Source organism: Microbulbifer hainanensis, assembly GCF_014904735.1.
Classification (GTDB): Bacteria; Pseudomonadota; Gammaproteobacteria; order Pseudomonadales; family Cellvibrionaceae; genus Microbulbifer; species Microbulbifer hainanensis.
The window spans coordinates 59281-75136 of record NZ_JACZCR010000024.1; the positions used below are offsets into that span (position 1 = coordinate 59281).

Sequence of the window (15856 nt, forward strand, 5' to 3'; positions counted from 1 at the left end):
TGCGCTGGGCCGACCCGCTATAGCAGGCGACGTTGCTATTAAAAGTTGTCCGGCATTTTGGCTTTTTCGCGCGCGGTTTCGCGGCTGATGACGCGGCGATCCACCAGTTCCTGCAGGCACTGGTCCATTGTCTGCATGCCGACGCTGGCGCCGGTCTGGATGGCGGAGTACATCTGCGCGATCTTGTCCTCGCGGATCAGATTACGGATGGCCGGAGTACCGCGCATGATTTCGTGGGCCGCGACCCGGCCGCCGCCATTTTTCTTCAACAGCGTCTGCGAGATCACTGCCTGCAGGGATTCCGACAACATCGAACGCACCATGGCCTTTTCCTGCGCCGGGAAAACGTCCACGACCCGGTCGATGGTCTTGGCGGCGGAGGTGGTGTGCAGGGTGCCGAATACCAGGTGGCCGGTTTCCGCTGCGGTCAGTGCCAGGCGGATGGTCTCCAGGTCCCGCATCTCACCCACGAGGATGATGTCCGGGTCTTCACGCAGGGCGGAGCGCAGGGCTTCCGCGAAGCCGTGGGTGTCACGGTGCACTTCCCGCTGGTTCACCAGACACTTTTTGGATTCGTGCACGAATTCGATCGGATCCTCGACGGTGAGGATGTGCTCATACTTGTTGTCGTTAATGTAGTCGATCATCGCCGCGAGGCTGGTGGACTTACCGGAACCGGTGGGGCCGGTCACCAGCACCAGGCCGCGGGGGGTGTCGGAGATCTGTTTGAACACCTGGCCCATGCCCAGGTCTTCCATGGTCAGGACCTTGGAGGGAATGGTCCGGAACACGGCGCCGGCGCCGCGGTTGTGGTTGAACGCGTTCACTCGGAAGCGCGCCACCCCGGGTACCTCGAAAGAGAAGTCGGTTTCCAGGAACTCTTCGAAATCCTTGCGCTGCTTGTCGTTCATGATCTCGTAGATCAGCCCGTGTACCTGCTTGTGCTCCATCGGCGGCAGGTTGATGCGGCGCACGTCGCCGTCCACGCGGATCATCGGCGGGAGACCGGCGGACAGGTGCAAGTCGGATGCGTTCTGTTTGGCGCTGAAGGCGAGGAGTTCTGTGATGTCCATACTGCTACCTTATTGTTTTCGGGGGGATTGCGTAGAATCGGCCCCTCTCTGGTATCGGGCTAGTATATGCGCAAAGCGGACATCATCGAAAACCTCAATCGCGTGCGTGAGCGGATTGTCACATGTTGCCGCTCCTGCGGCCGCGCTCCGGAAGAAGTAACGCTGCTGGCGGTCTCCAAGACCCGCCCGGCCGAAGACCTGCGCGCCGTCTGGGAGGCGGGCCAGCGGGATTTCGGCGAGAACTACTTGCAGGAGGCGCTCGACAAGCAGGCAGACCTGGCGGACCTGCCGATCCTGTGGCACTTCATCGGCCCGCTGCAGTCGAACAAGACCCGCGCAGTGGCGGAGCATTTTCACTGGATACACAGTGTTGAGCGGTTAAAAATTGCCCAGCGCCTGTCGGCGCAGCGCCCGGCCGAAATGCCTCCGCTGAATATCTGCCTGCAGGTCAACGTCGACGGTGAGGAGAGTAAATCCGGCGCGGCGCCCGCTGAGGTGGGCGCGCTGGCCGCGGCGGTGGCGCAATTGCCGAACCTGCGCCTGCGCGGCCTGATGGCGATTCCCGCCCCGCGCGAGAATGCCGCTGCGCAGCGCGAACCCTTCGCGCAGATGCAGTCTCTTTTGCTGCAGCTGCAGCGGCAGTTGCCGGACCAGCCCCTCGACACCCTGTCCATGGGTATGTCCGGTGATATGGAGGCCGCGATCGAGTGCGGCGCCACCATGGTGCGTATCGGCACCGATATTTTCGGGGCGCGGGGCTGACTTCCCGGCGCCGAGTCCAATTACAGGAGTATTTATGTCAGCAGCAAAAATGGTCTTCATCGGCGGCGCCGGCAATATGGCCGGCGCGGTGATCGGCGGACTGGTATCCAGCGGCTACCCGGCGGACAAGATCGTCGCCACCGGCCGCAACGAGCAGAAGCTTGCGGAATTTGCCGATCGCACCGGCGTGCAGGTGAGTACGGATAACGCCGCGGCAGTGGCCGAAGCCGACGTGTTGGTACTGTCGGTGAAGCCGCAGATGATGAAGGAATTGTGCGAATCCATTGCCCCGGTCATCAAAGTCAGCGATCACAAACTCCTGGTGATCACCCTGGCGGCGGGTATTCCGCTGGCGGCCTACCAGCGCTGGCTGGGCGCCGGCGTGCCGATCGTGCGCGCCATGCCGAACACGCCCGCACTCGTGGGTACCGGGGTGACCGGCCTGTACGCAGGGGAGGGCGTCGATGAAGCGCAGCGCCAGATCGCCGAGCAGATGGCAGAGGCGGTGGGCATCGCGGTGTGGGTCGAGGGGGAATCCGGCATCGACCAGGTGATCGCCGTTTCCGGTTCCGGCCCGGCCTATTATTTCCAGTTTATGGAATCCATGATCGATGCGGCAGAGAAGGCCGGTATGCCGCGCGCCGACGCCGAGCGGCTCACCTTGCAAACCGCACTGGGGGCGGCGAAACTGGCCGTGGCCAGCGATGTGGACGTGGCGCAACTGAAGCGCAATGTCATGTCGCCGAACGGCACTACCGAGCGGGCCATCCATCGTTTCCAGAGCGGCGGCCTGCCGGAACTGGTGGAACAGGCCATGCGCGACTGTGCCGCGCGTGCCGCGGAAATGGCGCGCGAGCTCGATCAGTAAGTGCGGCCGGTGCCGCAGAAAAAATAAACAGGGAATTTTTAAGGATTGGGAATGGTCAGTACCTTCAGCAATATCGGCGTCTTCCTGTTGGCCACAATCGGCATTCTGTTTTTGTTTGCCGTGTTGATGCGCTTCCTGTTACAGCTGGCGCGGGCGGACTTCTACAACCCCATCTCCCAGGGCATCGTCAAGGTCACCAATCCGCTGGTGCTGCCGCTGCGCAAAGTGGTGCCGGGACTGTTGGGTGTCGATATGGCGTCCCTGGTACTGGCGCTACTGGTGGGCACGGTGATGATCATCGGCTGCGTGATACTGGCCGGTGGCGGTCTGGTGAATCCGCTCAGCGCTTTGCTGTGGTCGTTGATCGGCTGCACCATGACCGTGATTGCCATCGTCTTCGTGGGTATGCTGATTTCCATCGTGTTCAGCTGGATTGCGCCGCACAGCGGTCACCCGGCACTGATGTTGCTGCGCCAGCTGCTGGAGCCCTTCTGCGCGCCAGTACGCCGGCTGATTCCGCCGCTGGGCATGATCGATATCAGCCCGATCTTCGTGTTCATCCTGCTCACGGTCGCAGACAAGCTGCTGACCGGGTTCGCGCAGATGGCGCACATGCCCGCCTTTGTCTACAGCCTGTTCTGGCACATTCCCGGCTTTTAGAGACTCCTTTTTCCACATAGCCGGCATTTTCCGTGTGCCAGGTCGCAATCTCGGCGACCTGGCACCCTTCTATTATTTGGCGCGTTGATTGACAATAGGCGCCCATTTCGCGTTGCAGTAAATAAGAAGAACTCAATTACATGGAAGACGCCATCTTGCGCCAGCATATCGCCGACTACGACCGCTGGAAGAAAGCGCTGGATCTCCAGTTCGCCACCTTCAATCAGTGGCTGCAGGAACATTTCCCCAATTCCGCCGGTGCCCGCCAGGTTGTCCAGCAGGCGCGCGCGCTGCTCGCCGAGGACCAGTTCACCCTGGCCCTGGTGGGCGAATTCTCCCGCGGCAAAACCGAACTGATCAATGCGCTGCTGTCGCATACCTACGGCAAGCGCCTGCTGCCGTCCAAGCCCGGGCGCACGACCATGTGTCCCACGGAGATCTTCAGCGACGGCGGTGAGCAGGCCAGCCTGCGGTTGCTGCCGATCGAGACGCTCGCCACCAATACCAGCCTCGAGAGCTTCCGCCGGATTCCGCAGAAGTGGGTCACCCACGAGTTCGATGCCAACGACGCCGACGCCACCCGCGAGGCGCTGTTGAAAGTCGCCGCGAGCAAGGCGGTCACCCCGGAAGAGGCCGCGCGTTACGGCTTCGACCGCCGCCACCTGGACGGCAAGGGCAACCTGGTGGAAATACCGGCGTGGCGCTACGCGCTGATCTGCCTGCCGCATCCGCTGCTGGCCCAGGGGCTGCGCATTATCGATACGCCCGGGCTAAACGCGCTGGGCAACGAGCCGGAATTGACCCTGAGCACGCTGCCGAGTGCCCAGGCGGTAGCCTTCCTGCTGTCCGCCGATGCGGGCGTCAGTGGCACCGACCTGAATATGTGGGAGACCCACCTGGTACCGCTGCGCGATCACCGCGGCACCGCCGTGATGGCGTTACTGAACAAGATCGATGCCCTGTGGGACGATCCGGACGAGGACGCCGAACTGCTGTTGCGGCAGATGCGTGCGCAGGTTGCCAAGCTGCTCGAGATGCCGATGGACAGCGTCGTGGGGGTGTCGGCCAAGAAAGCCTTGCTCGCGCGCCAGCAGCGCGACCCGGTGCTGCTGCAGCAGAGCCGCTTTGCCGAATTTGAAAAACTGCTGGTACAGCGCCTGATGGAGCACCGCCACAAAGTGGCCGAGCACCGCTCGCTGCACCAGGCACTGACGCTGATGGCGGATACCCGCGACCTGCTCAAGCGCCGCCTGAACAGTGGCCGCGCCGCTCTGTCGCACCTGCAGCGCAACAGCACGGCCAGTTCCGAGCACTTGGAAGAGCTGGCACAAATGCAGCAGACCGCGCGCGCGCAGCACAAACTCTGTCATCAGGAGCTGCTGACGCTGAAATCCAGTCAGCGCATGCTGTCGCGTCAGCGTTCCTCGCTACTGGCGCCGGTTTCCAGCCAGCAGCTGCAGACGCTGATCGACGACACCAGCCGCGCTCTGTACGAACGCTGGACGCCGCTGGGCCTGGCCAAAGCCATTGACGGTTTTATGGAGGGGGTCGACCACCAGTTGACCAACCTGGAACGGGAGGTGGAACACGCCAATCGCCTGGTGGATGCCATCTTCGAGCGCTCCAGCCTGCGCAATCTCGACTCCACCGAGCAGCACTTCAATATCAGGAGTTTCCGTCTGGTGATGCGCGGCCTGCACCGGCAGGCGGCCCAGCTGCGGCGCTCGCCGCAGCTGTTGCTGGCGCGACGCAACCGTTTGACCGAACGCTTCCTCGCCACCCTGGCCAGCGAAGTGGGCCGGCTCTACAGCCAGCTGATTTCCGCTGCGGACGGATGGCTCGACCAGGCCCTGGAGCCGCTCAAGCAGCATGTGCAGTACCAGAAGCACCTGCTCAACCGCCACATGATCAAGCTCACCGAGCTGAAGCAGAAAACCCAGACCAAGCGTACCGACCTGCGGGCGCTGGAAGAGGAAATCCTGCGCAATGACAGCGCGCTGGCCTCCCTCGAGGAGTTGCTGCGCCAGAACGCAGCGGCACCGCAGCCACTGGCGCCGGCACCCACAGCGAACAACGTTATGCCGCTGAAGGCACCGGCAAGCAACTGAACCGCCGCAACTGCCATCACTGCGCGCCGCGCGTCGACAGAGAAGTCTTTGTCGCCGTGCGGCGCACGTCATTTGTGTTCCGCCTTCCCCGTCCCGTAAACTTGCCCGACCCCACCCGTTAATCCCCGTTTGATCCGGAAGCCTTGACTACCTTGTCCACGGAAAAAGTTTCATCGCCAGCCACCGCGCGCGACAGCGCTGCCGAGCCCGGCTCAGTCGGTATTGTCGCGCCCCAGAGCCACACCTTCACCGAGCCGCTGGAGCTGGCCTGTGGCCGCACCCTGCCGGAATACACGCTCGTCTACGAAACCTATGGCGAACTGAACGCGGACAAGAGCAATGCGGTACTGATCTGCCACGCGCTGTCCGGCCATCACCACGCCGCCGGGCGCCACAGCCCCGACGACAAGCGACCGGGCTGGTGGGACAACTATATCGGTCCGGGAAAACCCATCGACACAGATCGCTTCTTCGTGGTGTCACTGAACAACCTCGGCGGCTGCCACGGCTCCACCGGCCCGGCGTCGATCAACCCGGATACCGGTCGGGCCTGGGGGCCCGATTTCCCGATGCTGCGCGTACGCGACTGGGTTCACAGCCAGGCGCGCCTGGCCGATGTACTCGGTATCCAGCAGTGGGCCGCGGTGGTCGGCGGCAGCCTCGGTGGCATGCAGGCGATGCGCTGGTCACTGGAATATCCCGAGCGCCTGCGGCACAGCGTGGTGATCGCCTCGGCGATGAAGTTGTCGGCGCAGAACATCGCCTTCAATGAGACGGCGCGACAGGCGATTACCTCGGACCCGGATTTCTGCGATGGCCGCTACCTGGAGCAGGGCAAGCTGCCGCGCCGCGGCCTGGCGGTGGCGCGGATGATCGGCCATATCACCTATCTGTCCGACGACGGATTGGGCAAGAAATTCGGCCGCGAACTGCGCTCCGGCTCTTTCAGTCTCGGTGCCGAGGAAGCGGTGGAGTTCGAGGTGCAGAGCTACCTGCGCTATCAGGGGGATAGCTTTTCCGGCAGTTTCGACCCCAACACCTACATCCTGATGACTCGCGCGCTGGATTACTTCGACCTGGCGCGGGAGTACGACCACGACCCGGTGGCGGCTTTCTCCCATGCCCGCTGCAAGTTCCTGCTGGTGGCCTTCACGTCCGACTGGCGCTTCGCGCCGGATCGCTCGCGCGAAATTGCCGACGCGCTGATGCACGCCAATCTGCCGGTCAGCTATGCGGAGATCGAATCGCCGATGGGGCACGACGCCTTTCTGTTAAAGAACGAGCGCTATCAGCGGGTCTTCGCCACCTATATGCAGGGTGTGGCCGCGGAAGTTGAGCGGGAGGTGAACTGATGCGTATCGACCTGGATATCATCCAGAATTGGATCCCGGCGCGCACCCGCGTACTCGACCTCGGCTGCGGTGACGGCTACCTGCTCGAACAGCTGGGTAAAAACAAGCAGGTCAGCGGTTACGGTCTGGAGATCGATCACGAGCAGATTGAGCGCTGCTTGGCCCGAGGGGTCAATGTGGTTGAGCAGAACCTCGACCAGGGCCTCGGCAATTTTGCCGACGACAGCTTCGATACCGTGGTCATGACCCAGGCCTTGCAGACGCTGCGCCAGCCGCACCTGGTGGTGCGGGAAATGTTGCGGGTGGGCCGCGAGTGCATCATTACCTTCCCGAACTTCGGTCAGTGGAAGGCACGCTGGCACCTGGCCTTTTCCGGGCGCATGCCCGTGTCGGATTTATTACCCTTTGAATGGTACGACACGCCTAATATTCACTTTTGTACTTTCAAGGATTTTGAAGTGCTGTGTCGCGAGAACAGCTGGACTATCCTGCATCGTCAGGTAGTCTCCGAGACCAGAATCGGCGCGGCTTTTAAGGATTTAGTGCCCAATCTGTTTGGAGAGACGGCGATTTATCATCTGACTCGCTAAACTAAACTAAGCATAAGCAATTAGGCGCCTTGCGGTCAGTGTTTGAGCCGCTGCGTTGCCAGTTAACAGGAGGTGAACAGTGAAACGCATTTACGCTGCGGCGGCCACGGTGGCGCTGCTGTTCTGGGCGGCCGCGGCCGCAGCGCAGGAAGCCAAGGTGATCAAGAGTCACGAGGACTTCGGCGATTACCGGGTTATTTACTCGGTGTTCAATAGTGAATTTATCAAGCCGGAAATCGCGCAGAACTACAAACTGGTACGCGCGCGCGACCGGGCTTTTGTCAATGTTTCCGTCGTGAAGAAGGACGGCGGCACCCATGGGCTCAGCAGCGAGATGTCCGGTACCGCCACCAACCTGATCCAGCAGTCGCGTCCGCTCAAGTTTACCGAGATCCGCGAGGGCGACGCGGTCTATTACCTGGCGCCGCTGCGCTTCGAGGACGAGGAGAACCTGACGTTTACCATCGACCTGAAGCTGCCCAACGGCGACGCCAAGCAGGTGACATTCCGGCGCAAGCTGGAGAAAGAATAAATCCGCGAGCGGCTTGTTCGCGGTTAAAAAGCGGGCGCAGTGCGCTCGCTTTTTGCTTTCTGCAACGGCCGTCCTGAATCCAATAACCCCGGAAAGTGTGTGAAAAAGATCGTATTGGCCAGCGGCAACGCCGGCAAACTGAGAGAGTTTTCCCATCTGTTTGCAAATTGGGATATCGAGGTAGTGCCGCAGTCGGAATTCGATGTGCCTGAAGCCGACGAAACCGGACTCAGTTTTATCGAAAACGCGCTGATCAAGGCGCGCCACGCCAGCCGCGTCAGCGGTTTGCCGGCACTGGCGGACGACTCTGGCCTGGCTGTGGATGTGCTCGGCGGCGCGCCGGGAATCTATTCCGCCCGTTACGCCGGTACCGGCGCTACCGATGCGGAAAACAACCGCAAGTTGCTGGCCGCGCTGGCCCACGTGGACGATGCGCAACGCGGTGCCAGTTTCCACTGTGCGCTGGCGTTCGTGCGTCGCCACGATGACCCGGTGCCGCTGGTGTGCAGTGCCCAGTGGAGCGGGCGCATCCTGCGCGAACCCGCCGGGGACCAGGGCTTTGGTTACGATCCGCTGTTTTATGTGGAATCCCAGGGTATGACGTCCGCGCAACTGGCGCGCGATATAAAGAACCGGCTCAGCCACCGCGCCCAGGCCGTGCAGCAGTTCGCTGAGCTGTGGCGTGAGCGTATGCAGGGTGGGGCAGCTCTTGGCTGAGGTCGCGCCGGTGCTGCAGCTGCCGCCGCTGAGCCTCTACGTGCATATCCCCTGGTGTGTGCGCAAGTGCCCCTATTGCGACTTCAACTCCCATGCAGTCACCGCGGCTATCGACTCGCACCAAGCGCTGGGTGCCGGTGCCGAATACGGCCTGCCGGAAGCCGAGTATGTCGCGCAGCTGGAGCGGGACCTGCGCAGCCAGCTGCCGTGGGTGCAGGGGCGCCGCCTGACGTCCATTTTTTTCGGCGGCGGCACGCCCAGCCTGTTCTCCCCTGCGGCCATCGGTGCGATTCTCGCTGCCGCTGAGAAGGCCATCGGCTTCGCGCCGGACATCGAAATCACCATGGAGGCCAATCCCGGCACTTTCGAACAGGAAAAATTTGCCGGTTACCGGACCGCCGGCGTCAACCGCCTTTCCATTGGCGTACAGAGTTTTGATCCGCAGCAGCTGGAGAACCTCGGCCGTATCCACAGCGGCGACGAGGCCGCCGGGGCTCTGGCGATGGCGCGCCGCGCCGGCTTCGACAATATCAACCTGGACCTGATGCACGGCCTGCCGGGGCAGAGTGAGGTGGAGGCGCTGGCGGATCTCGAGCGGGCCGTGTCCCTGGGGCCGGAGCATATCTCCTGGTACCAGCTGACCATCGAGCCCAACACCGCTTTCTACAGCGCCCCGCCGGTTACGCCGGGATCGGCCCTGATTGCCAGCATGCAGGGCAGTGGCCGGGATTACCTGGCCGCGCAGGGCTATGCGCGCTACGAGGTCTCGGCCTACAGTGGCGCCGGTCTCGAGTCGCGCCACAACCTGAACTACTGGTCGTTTGGGGACTACCTGGGTATCGGTGCCGGCGCGCACGGCAAAGTCACCCTGGCGGGAGAAGGGCGTATCCTGCGCAGCCGCCGCACCCGCGCGCCGCGGCATTATCTACCTGAGTCCCCAGGCGAGCTGTCCAATGCGCCAGCTGGGCAGGCTCTGATTCACAGTGAATTGGCGCCGCCGCAATGCGACGAGGTTGAGCGCGAGGAGCTGCCGCTGGAGTTCCTGATGAATGCCCTGCGCCTGGTCGGCGGGGTGCCGGTGGAGACCTTCGAACGCTATACAGGCCTGCCGCTGGCCGAGCTAAAGCGGGAGTGGCCGGCGCTCGAGGCTATGGAGCTGGTGGAGCCCCTCGAGCAGCGGATTGCCGCAAGTCGCTTCGGCTTCGACTATCTTGACGAGATTCTGCAGCGTTTCCTCGAGCAGCCGTGATCTGGCGGCGCGCGGGGGGCTTGAAAGCTTCCGGCGCCGCCCCCATCTAGCGGGAAACGCCTTGCGGGGCGCCGGCGCCAGTCCTTATTATGTCGCCAACCAGCAGCCCGATAGGCAAGTGGCCACCTGGCCGCGCCTGAGCCGGCCACACCGAGTAACCAGAGAACAGGAAAGCAATATGAGCATCGTCAATGTAACTGACGCGGAATTCGAAGCCGAAGTACTGAAGGCCGAGGGCCCGGTACTGGTGGACTTCTGGGCCCAGTGGTGCGGCCCCTGCAAGATGATCGCTCCGGTACTGGAGGACCTGGCGGGTCACTACGGTGACAAGCTGAAAGTCGTCAAAGTGGACGTGGATGCCAACAAGGAGTCCCCGGCCAAGTACAACGTACGCGGTATCCCGACCCTGCTGCTGTTCAAGGGCGGCAATGTGGAAGGCACCAAGGTCGGCGCCCTGTCCCGCGCCCAGCTGACTGAATTCATCGATAGCCAGTTGTAAGGCCGACACCATACTGCAAAGGGCCGAATTCCCTTTGCAGTATGGAAAACTGCCGTTATACTGCCTAGTAATCTTGAAACTATTCAGACGAGTCGAGATCGAATTCCCGGACCGAGCTGAACGAAGTCGCCCCTCCGCACGGTCATAGACCATCCCCGGCGCGCATACTCCTCGAGTTGAACTTTCCGTAGCATATGCTGCTCAACCCGTTTATGAGTCAGAGCAGACTGTGAGTTCCCCTGAGCATCGCGCAGCCGGTCAAATATGACACCGCCTTGATGTGGGCAACAACGAGCAATTGTTCAATTTCAAATTTCAAAACCCCTCCTCAAATTTCCGGTGCGTCCGCGCCAACTGACAACAGAAACCTTAATAAAGCAATTGGTATGAATCTTTCTGAATTAAAAACTAAACCCATTGAAGAACTGATTGAAATCGCCAAAGGCATGGGCCTTGAAAACCTCGCCCGCTCGCGCAAACAGGACATTATTTTCAATATCCTCAAGCGCCACGCCAAAAGCGGAGAGGATATTTACGGCGACGGCGTACTCGAAATCTTGCAAGATGGTTTTGGTTTTTTGCGCTCCGCCGACTCCTCCTACCTGGCGGGCCCGGATGATATCTACGTTTCTCCCAGTCAGATCCGCCGCTTCAACCTCCGCACCGGCGACTCCATTTCCGGCAAGATCCGCCCCCCCAAAGAAGGTGAACGCTACTTTGCCCTGCTCAAGGTCAGCGAAATCAACTTCGACAAGCCGGAAAACGCGCGCAACAAGATTCTGTTCGAAAACCTCACCCCGCTCTTCCCCAATGAACGCCTGACGCTCGAGTGTGGCAACGGATCCTCAGAGGATCTGATCGGCCGCATCATCGATCTGGTGGCGCCAATCGGCAAAGGGCAGCGCGGACTGATCGTGGCACCGCCGAAAGCCGGTAAGACCATCATGTTGCAGAACATGGCCCAGGCCATCACCCGCAACAATCCGGAGTGCCACCTGATCGTCCTGCTGATCGACGAGCGTCCGGAAGAAGTGACCGAAATGCAGCGCTCCGTACGCGGTGAAGTGGTGGCCTCTACCTTCGACGAGCCGCCGGCGCGCCACGTACAGGTTGCCGAGATGGTGATCGAGAAGGCCAAGCGCCTAGTAGAGCACAAGAAAGATGTGGTGATCCTGCTCGACTCTATCACCCGCCTGGCGCGTGCCTACAATACTACCGTACCGAGTTCCGGCAAGGTGCTGACCGGTGGTGTGGACGCCCACGCCCTGGAGCGCCCGAAGCGCTTCTTCGGTGCCGCGCGTAACATCGAAGAGGGTGGCAGCCTGTCCATCATCGCCACTGCGCTGGTGGATACCGGCTCCAAGATGGACGAAGTGATCTTCGAGGAGTTCAAAGGCACCGGTAACATGGAGCTGCAGCTGGATCGCAAGATCGCCGAGAAACGCGTCTACCCGGCGATCAACGTGCGCCGCTCCGGTACCCGCCGCGAAGAGCTGTTGATGCCCGAGGGCGAGCTGCAGCGCGTGTGGATCCTGCGCAAACTGCTGCACGATATGGAGGATCTGGCGTCTACCGAGTTCCTGATCGACAAGCTGAAGGACTTCAAAACCAACGACGAGTTCTTCCTGTCGATGAAGCGGAAATAGTACTAATTGATAACCGGCACTCCAGTGGAGTGCCGGTTTTGTATTGGAGAGGAATAAGGCGATTATTTGCGCCGAATTCAGTTGAAAAGGGGCGGCGTTAGGCATATAAAGTCCCCCATTGTGGCGCTGGTTGTGTACAACGCCCGACTGAATTGACCCCGGGTGATGTGAATCACTTGAACAAAGGGGGTCAATCTCAGATGGATGATCTGGTGGAGCTGGTTATCCATTTGTGACTGCACGACAGCCCACATATCTAGTGAGAACTTTTTGTGAATATCTATATTGGAAATCTGGCCTACGGCGTTACCTCTGATGAACTGCACGAAGCATTCGGTGCATTCGGAGAAATCTCTCGGGCTACTGTTATTACCGACCGTGAGACTGGCCGTTCTAAAGGCTTCGGTTTCGTAGAAATGCCGAACGACGACGAAGCGCGCAAAGCAATCGAAGAGATGAACGACAAGCCGCTGTCTGGCCGTAACATCCGTGTTAACGAAGCCAAGCCGCGCGAAGATCGTGGTGATCGTCCGCGTCGTCCCCGCTTCTAAGTTGTTAGCTGTTAGTTAATAGCAACTTAAAGAATTTAACGGCCTGCGGTATTCGCCGCAGGTCGTTTTACCAGCCGCCTCCCCCTTCTCGCTCCCTGTTTCACAGGGTGGCAGTCCTCATTTTGTGCTCTCTGCTTTACACTGGCATCCTTAATCCAATGCCGGGAACTGCATGAAATACAAAGACCTGCGCGATTTTATCAAGCTGCTGGAAAAGCGCGGCCTGCTCAAGCGCATTAAACACCCCGTCGATCCCAATCTCGAAATGACAGAAATCGCCGATCGCGTACTGCGCGCGGGCGGGCCTGCACTGCTGTTTGAAAACCCCGTGGGTTTTGACACGCCGGTACTCGCCAACCTGTTCGGCACCCCGGAGCGGGTCGCCCTGGGCATGGGCCGCGAGAGCGTCAGCGAACTGCGCGAAGTGGGCGAGCTGCTGGCCTTTCTCAAGGAGCCGCAGCCGCCGGAAAACCTGCGCGATGCCTGGGAAAAGTTACCGGTATTCAAGCAGGTGCTGAATATGGGGCCCAAGGTCGTCAGCAAGGCGGCCTGCCAGCAGGTTTCACTCGAGGGAGACGATGTCGATCTGTACCGGCTGCCGATCCAGACCTGCTGGCCCGGTGATGTCGCGCCGCTGGTGACCTGGCCGCTGGTGATCACCCGCGGACCGGAAAAGAAGCGCCAGAACCTCGGCATCTACCGTATGCAGCTGATCGGCAGAAACCGCCTGATTATGCGCTGGTTGTCCCACCGCGGCGGCGCGCTGGATTTCCGCGACTGGTGCAGGAAGCACCCGGGCCAGCCCTATCCGGTTGTCGTGGCGCTGGGCGCCGATCCCGCCACCATCCTCGGTGCCGTCACCCCCGTACCGGATACCCTGTCGGAATACGCCTTCGCCGGCCTGTTGCGCGGCGACAAGACAGAGGTGGTCAATGCCACGCTCAGCGACCTGCAGGTGCCGGCCAGCGCGGAATACGTGCTTGAAGGTTTCATCCACCCGGACGATATGGCCGACGAGGGGCCCTACGGCGACCACACCGGTTATTACAACGAGGTGGACCGTTTTCCGGTTTTCACCGTGGAAAAGATCACCCACCGCAAAGACCCGATTTACCACAGTACCTACACCGGACGCCCACCGGATGAGCCCGCGGTACTCGGTGAAGCCCTCAATGAAGTATTAGTGCCGATCCTGCAGAAGCAGTTCCCGGAAATCGTCGATTTCTACCTGCCGCCGGAAGGCTGCTCCTACCGCCTCGCGGTCGTCACCATGAAGAAACAGTACCCGGGTCACGCCAAGCGCGTGATGATGGGGGTCTGGTCTTTCCTGCGGCAGTTTATGTACACCAAGTTCGTCATCGTTACCGATGACGACGTGAATGCGCGCGACTGGAACGATGTGATCTGGGCGATGACCACGCGTATGGATCCTGCCCGGGACACCGTCATGGTCGAGAACACGCCCATCGACTATCTCGACTTCGCCTCGCCGGTATCCGGACTCGGCTCCAAGATCGGCTTCGATGCCACCAACAAGTGGGAAGGGGAGACTTCCCGCGAATGGGGTAGGCCGATCGAGCGGGACGAAGCGGTGGTCAAGAAAATCGACGAGATCTGGCCCAAACTCGGCCTCTAAAAATTAGGTAGATAAATCCCAGGGAGGGGAGCATGCAGGTCATCAAAACAATCCGCCCCGGCCAGCTAGGGGCCCGCCGCTTTGAGCGCCGTTTCGGCAAACGCCTGTGCGCCGTCCGCTAGCGCCGTTCTGTCTGTGGACAAAAAGTTTTAACCACCGTTGAACTCATCATTGACGAGCGCGATAAGCCTGCCCCCGGGCACTCCCACGCTGCTCTCAATGCCTATAGAAAATCCGATGCCGTTGCACTTTGTGTCGGGCCTGAAGAAACCGCGATGCAGCGCCTTATAAAACAAGCCGGCGGACGGTGGAGCCGCGCTGGAAAGGCTTGGGTCACTAAGAGAGAAACGGCCACCACACTGGGCTTGGGGCATCGAATCGTTGAGCGCCTGGTTGAAGATTGTACGGATATAGACGCCAGCATCGAGCTTTAGCATGGCCACATTTATCCATTTATGGTCACATCTGGGTATACATGGTTACATATAGGCATATGCCCAGATATGACCATGCCTTTGAATAAACTGTTATGTGTACCAGGGGGTATCTGCTAGATGATGGTATTTGATTCAGCGAATGTGTTTAGAAAGCACGAAGGAAAAGTTAAGCTTGAGTCAAATGAAGTTGATGAATTCATTATTCAATATAGATCTGCGCTTGAGGAAACTAAGGGGATTTGTGGGGTTGTCTATGTATTGAGAACATTAAAGCCAATCCCTAGATTTCGAGGGTCTAGCAATATCCTCTATATCGGTGAGACCAAGCATGACGTGTGGAGCAGGTACGATGTAGATGTTGATACTCGAGATTTTTGGAGTGTCTACTCTCATGCTGTTGCGTCATATGGCCATATCGAAATCGACGTTTATGAGTCCGAGGATCACAAAACAACCGAGAAAGAGTTTCTTGCGCAGTACTTTGCAAGCCACGGAGAGCTTCCTCCAATCAATAGGCGCTTCTAATGGTAGTAAAAACACATAACAAACAGCAGCACGAAAGCCCGGCAAAAGGCGCCGGGCTGGACGGCCTACATTTCGCTTCGCTTCATTTCGGCCGCCCGTGTGCTGGGCGTTAAGAGTCTAGAAATGCAGCCTCTAGATAAGTTTAAAGGTGCGAAGCTAAAACGCTTTGATCTCGGCAAAGAGTCTTCCGGGTTTGAATTTGACTGCGGAACTCTTGCTGCGTTCAACCCAACGGAGGTAACTGGAGAGCAAGATGCGCTCATAGGTAGTAAAGTTCTAGCCGTGACTTTCGCTCGTGATGAGTCTCTCAAGATCGAGTTAAGCAATAACCTTACTATAAAGATCTCACTTGAGCCCGACTGCTGGGAAGGCCCTGAGGCATTTTGTGCAACATTCAAAGATGGGACTATCGTAGTTGAGTAGGCCTCTTAACAAACGCAAGCAGGATGCTCCGGCCCTTCGGGCCTCCGCGGGACGCCCAACGCTGTGCACATTTTGTGCGGGTCGCTGCGCTCCCATTCTTGCACAAAACATGCACAGCATTGGCCGCCCCTGTTGCGGGCGTTATGCACTATCAAGAATCTGAGCATGGAAATATACCAGCAAGAAATAGATGAACTTACTAAATTAATGCGTGAGGAGTGGCTTGAT

At 59.9% G+C, this 15856-nt stretch carries 17 protein-coding genes; 15 read left to right on the forward strand and 2 right to left on the reverse strand.

The genetic code is table 11. From position 1 onward, the window contains the following. Positions 1 to 38 precede the first annotated feature (38 nt). Positions 39 to 1073, reverse strand: a complete 1035-nt coding sequence (locus IG168_RS08420; RefSeq protein WP_193163853.1) for a type IV pilus twitching motility protein PilT — start codon at positions 1071 to 1073, stop codon at positions 39 to 41. Between the two features lie 66 nt (positions 1074 to 1139). Between IG168_RS08420 and IG168_RS08425 the strand changes: the two genes are divergently transcribed. The 13 genes from IG168_RS08425 (at position 1140) to ubiD (ending at position 14243) form a co-directional block, all read left to right on the forward strand. Next, entirely contained in the window at positions 1140 to 1835 is a 696-nt protein-coding gene (locus tag IG168_RS08425; protein ID WP_193163855.1) for a YggS family pyridoxal phosphate-dependent enzyme, read from the forward strand. Between the two features lie 34 nt (positions 1836 to 1869). Then, positions 1870 to 2703 (forward strand): pyrroline-5-carboxylate reductase, encoded by an 834-nt coding sequence (proC, locus tag IG168_RS08430; RefSeq protein ID WP_193163857.1) that lies wholly within the window; start codon positions 1870 to 1872, stop codon positions 2701 to 2703. A 51-nt stretch (positions 2704 to 2754) separates the two neighbouring features. Beyond that, the gene (locus tag IG168_RS08435) at positions 2755 to 3363 is read left to right on the forward strand and encodes a YggT family protein (RefSeq protein WP_193163859.1); all 609 of its coding nucleotides are present in this window, start codon (positions 2755 to 2757) and stop codon (positions 3361 to 3363) included. Between the two features lie 140 nt (positions 3364 to 3503). After that, positions 3504 to 5471, forward strand: a complete 1968-nt coding sequence (locus tag IG168_RS08440) for a dynamin family protein (protein ID WP_193163861.1) — start codon at positions 3504 to 3506, stop codon at positions 5469 to 5471. A 152-nt stretch (positions 5472 to 5623) separates the two neighbouring features. After that, the gene (gene metX, locus IG168_RS08445) at positions 5624 to 6823 is read left to right on the forward strand and encodes a homoserine O-succinyltransferase MetX (protein ID WP_193163863.1); all 1200 of its coding nucleotides are present in this window, start codon (positions 5624 to 5626) and stop codon (positions 6821 to 6823) included. Beyond that, positions 6823 to 7413, forward strand: a complete 591-nt coding sequence (metW, locus tag IG168_RS08450) for a methionine biosynthesis protein MetW (protein WP_193163864.1) — start codon at positions 6823 to 6825, stop codon at positions 7411 to 7413. The genes metX and metW overlap by 1 nt, the downstream gene beginning before the upstream one ends. Positions 7414 to 7492: 79 nt before the next feature. Further along, the gene (locus IG168_RS08455) at positions 7493 to 7945 is read left to right on the forward strand and encodes a DUF4426 domain-containing protein (protein WP_193163866.1); all 453 of its coding nucleotides are present in this window, start codon (positions 7493 to 7495) and stop codon (positions 7943 to 7945) included. Positions 7946 to 8044: 99 nt separating this feature from the next. Further along, positions 8045 to 8662 (forward strand): RdgB/HAM1 family non-canonical purine NTP pyrophosphatase, encoded by a 618-nt coding sequence (gene rdgB / locus IG168_RS08460; protein WP_193163868.1) that lies wholly within the window; start codon positions 8045 to 8047, stop codon positions 8660 to 8662. Continuing rightward, positions 8655 to 9911 carry a radical SAM family heme chaperone HemW gene (gene hemW, locus IG168_RS08465; RefSeq protein WP_226876712.1) on the forward strand — a complete coding sequence of 419 codons (1257 nt, stop codon included), beginning with the start codon at positions 8655 to 8657 and terminating at the stop codon, positions 9909 to 9911. Before rdgB ends, hemW begins: the two co-directional genes overlap by 8 nt. Before the next feature lie 178 nt (positions 9912 to 10089). Next, positions 10090 to 10410, forward strand: a complete 321-nt coding sequence (gene trxA / locus IG168_RS08470; protein WP_193163870.1) for a thioredoxin TrxA — start codon at positions 10090 to 10092, stop codon at positions 10408 to 10410. 386 nt (positions 10411 to 10796) lie between these two features. After that, on the forward strand, positions 10797 to 12056 hold the full coding sequence (gene rho, locus IG168_RS08475) for a transcription termination factor Rho (protein WP_193163872.1): 1260 nt from the start codon (positions 10797 to 10799) through the stop codon (positions 12054 to 12056). A gap of 272 nt (positions 12057 to 12328) precedes the next feature. Next, on the forward strand, positions 12329 to 12607 hold the full coding sequence (locus IG168_RS08480) for an RNA recognition motif domain-containing protein (RefSeq protein WP_091388409.1): 279 nt from the start codon (positions 12329 to 12331) through the stop codon (positions 12605 to 12607). Between the two features lie 172 nt (positions 12608 to 12779). Next, positions 12780 to 14243: a 4-hydroxy-3-polyprenylbenzoate decarboxylase gene (gene ubiD, locus IG168_RS08485; protein WP_193163875.1), complete on the forward strand. Its 1464-nt coding sequence runs from the start codon at positions 12780 to 12782 to the stop codon at positions 14241 to 14243. A 149-nt stretch (positions 14244 to 14392) separates the two neighbouring features. Here ubiD and IG168_RS08490 read toward each other — a convergent pair whose 3' ends face one another. Further along, positions 14393 to 14680 carry a hypothetical protein gene (locus IG168_RS08490; protein ID WP_193163877.1) on the reverse strand — a complete coding sequence of 96 codons (288 nt, stop codon included), beginning with the start codon at positions 14678 to 14680 and terminating at the stop codon, positions 14393 to 14395. A 117-nt stretch (positions 14681 to 14797) separates the two neighbouring features. On the opposite strand from IG168_RS08490, the gene IG168_RS08495 reads away from it, so the two are divergent. Together IG168_RS08495 and IG168_RS08500 are read left to right on the forward strand one after the other, a co-directional pair. Continuing rightward, entirely contained in the window at positions 14798 to 15205 is a 408-nt protein-coding gene (locus tag IG168_RS08495) for a hypothetical protein (protein ID WP_193163879.1), read from the forward strand. 123 nt (positions 15206 to 15328) lie between these two features. After that, positions 15329 to 15628 carry a hypothetical protein gene (locus IG168_RS08500; protein ID WP_193163881.1) on the forward strand — a complete coding sequence of 100 codons (300 nt, stop codon included), beginning with the start codon at positions 15329 to 15331 and terminating at the stop codon, positions 15626 to 15628. The last annotated feature ends 228 nt before the right edge of the window (positions 15629 to 15856 follow it).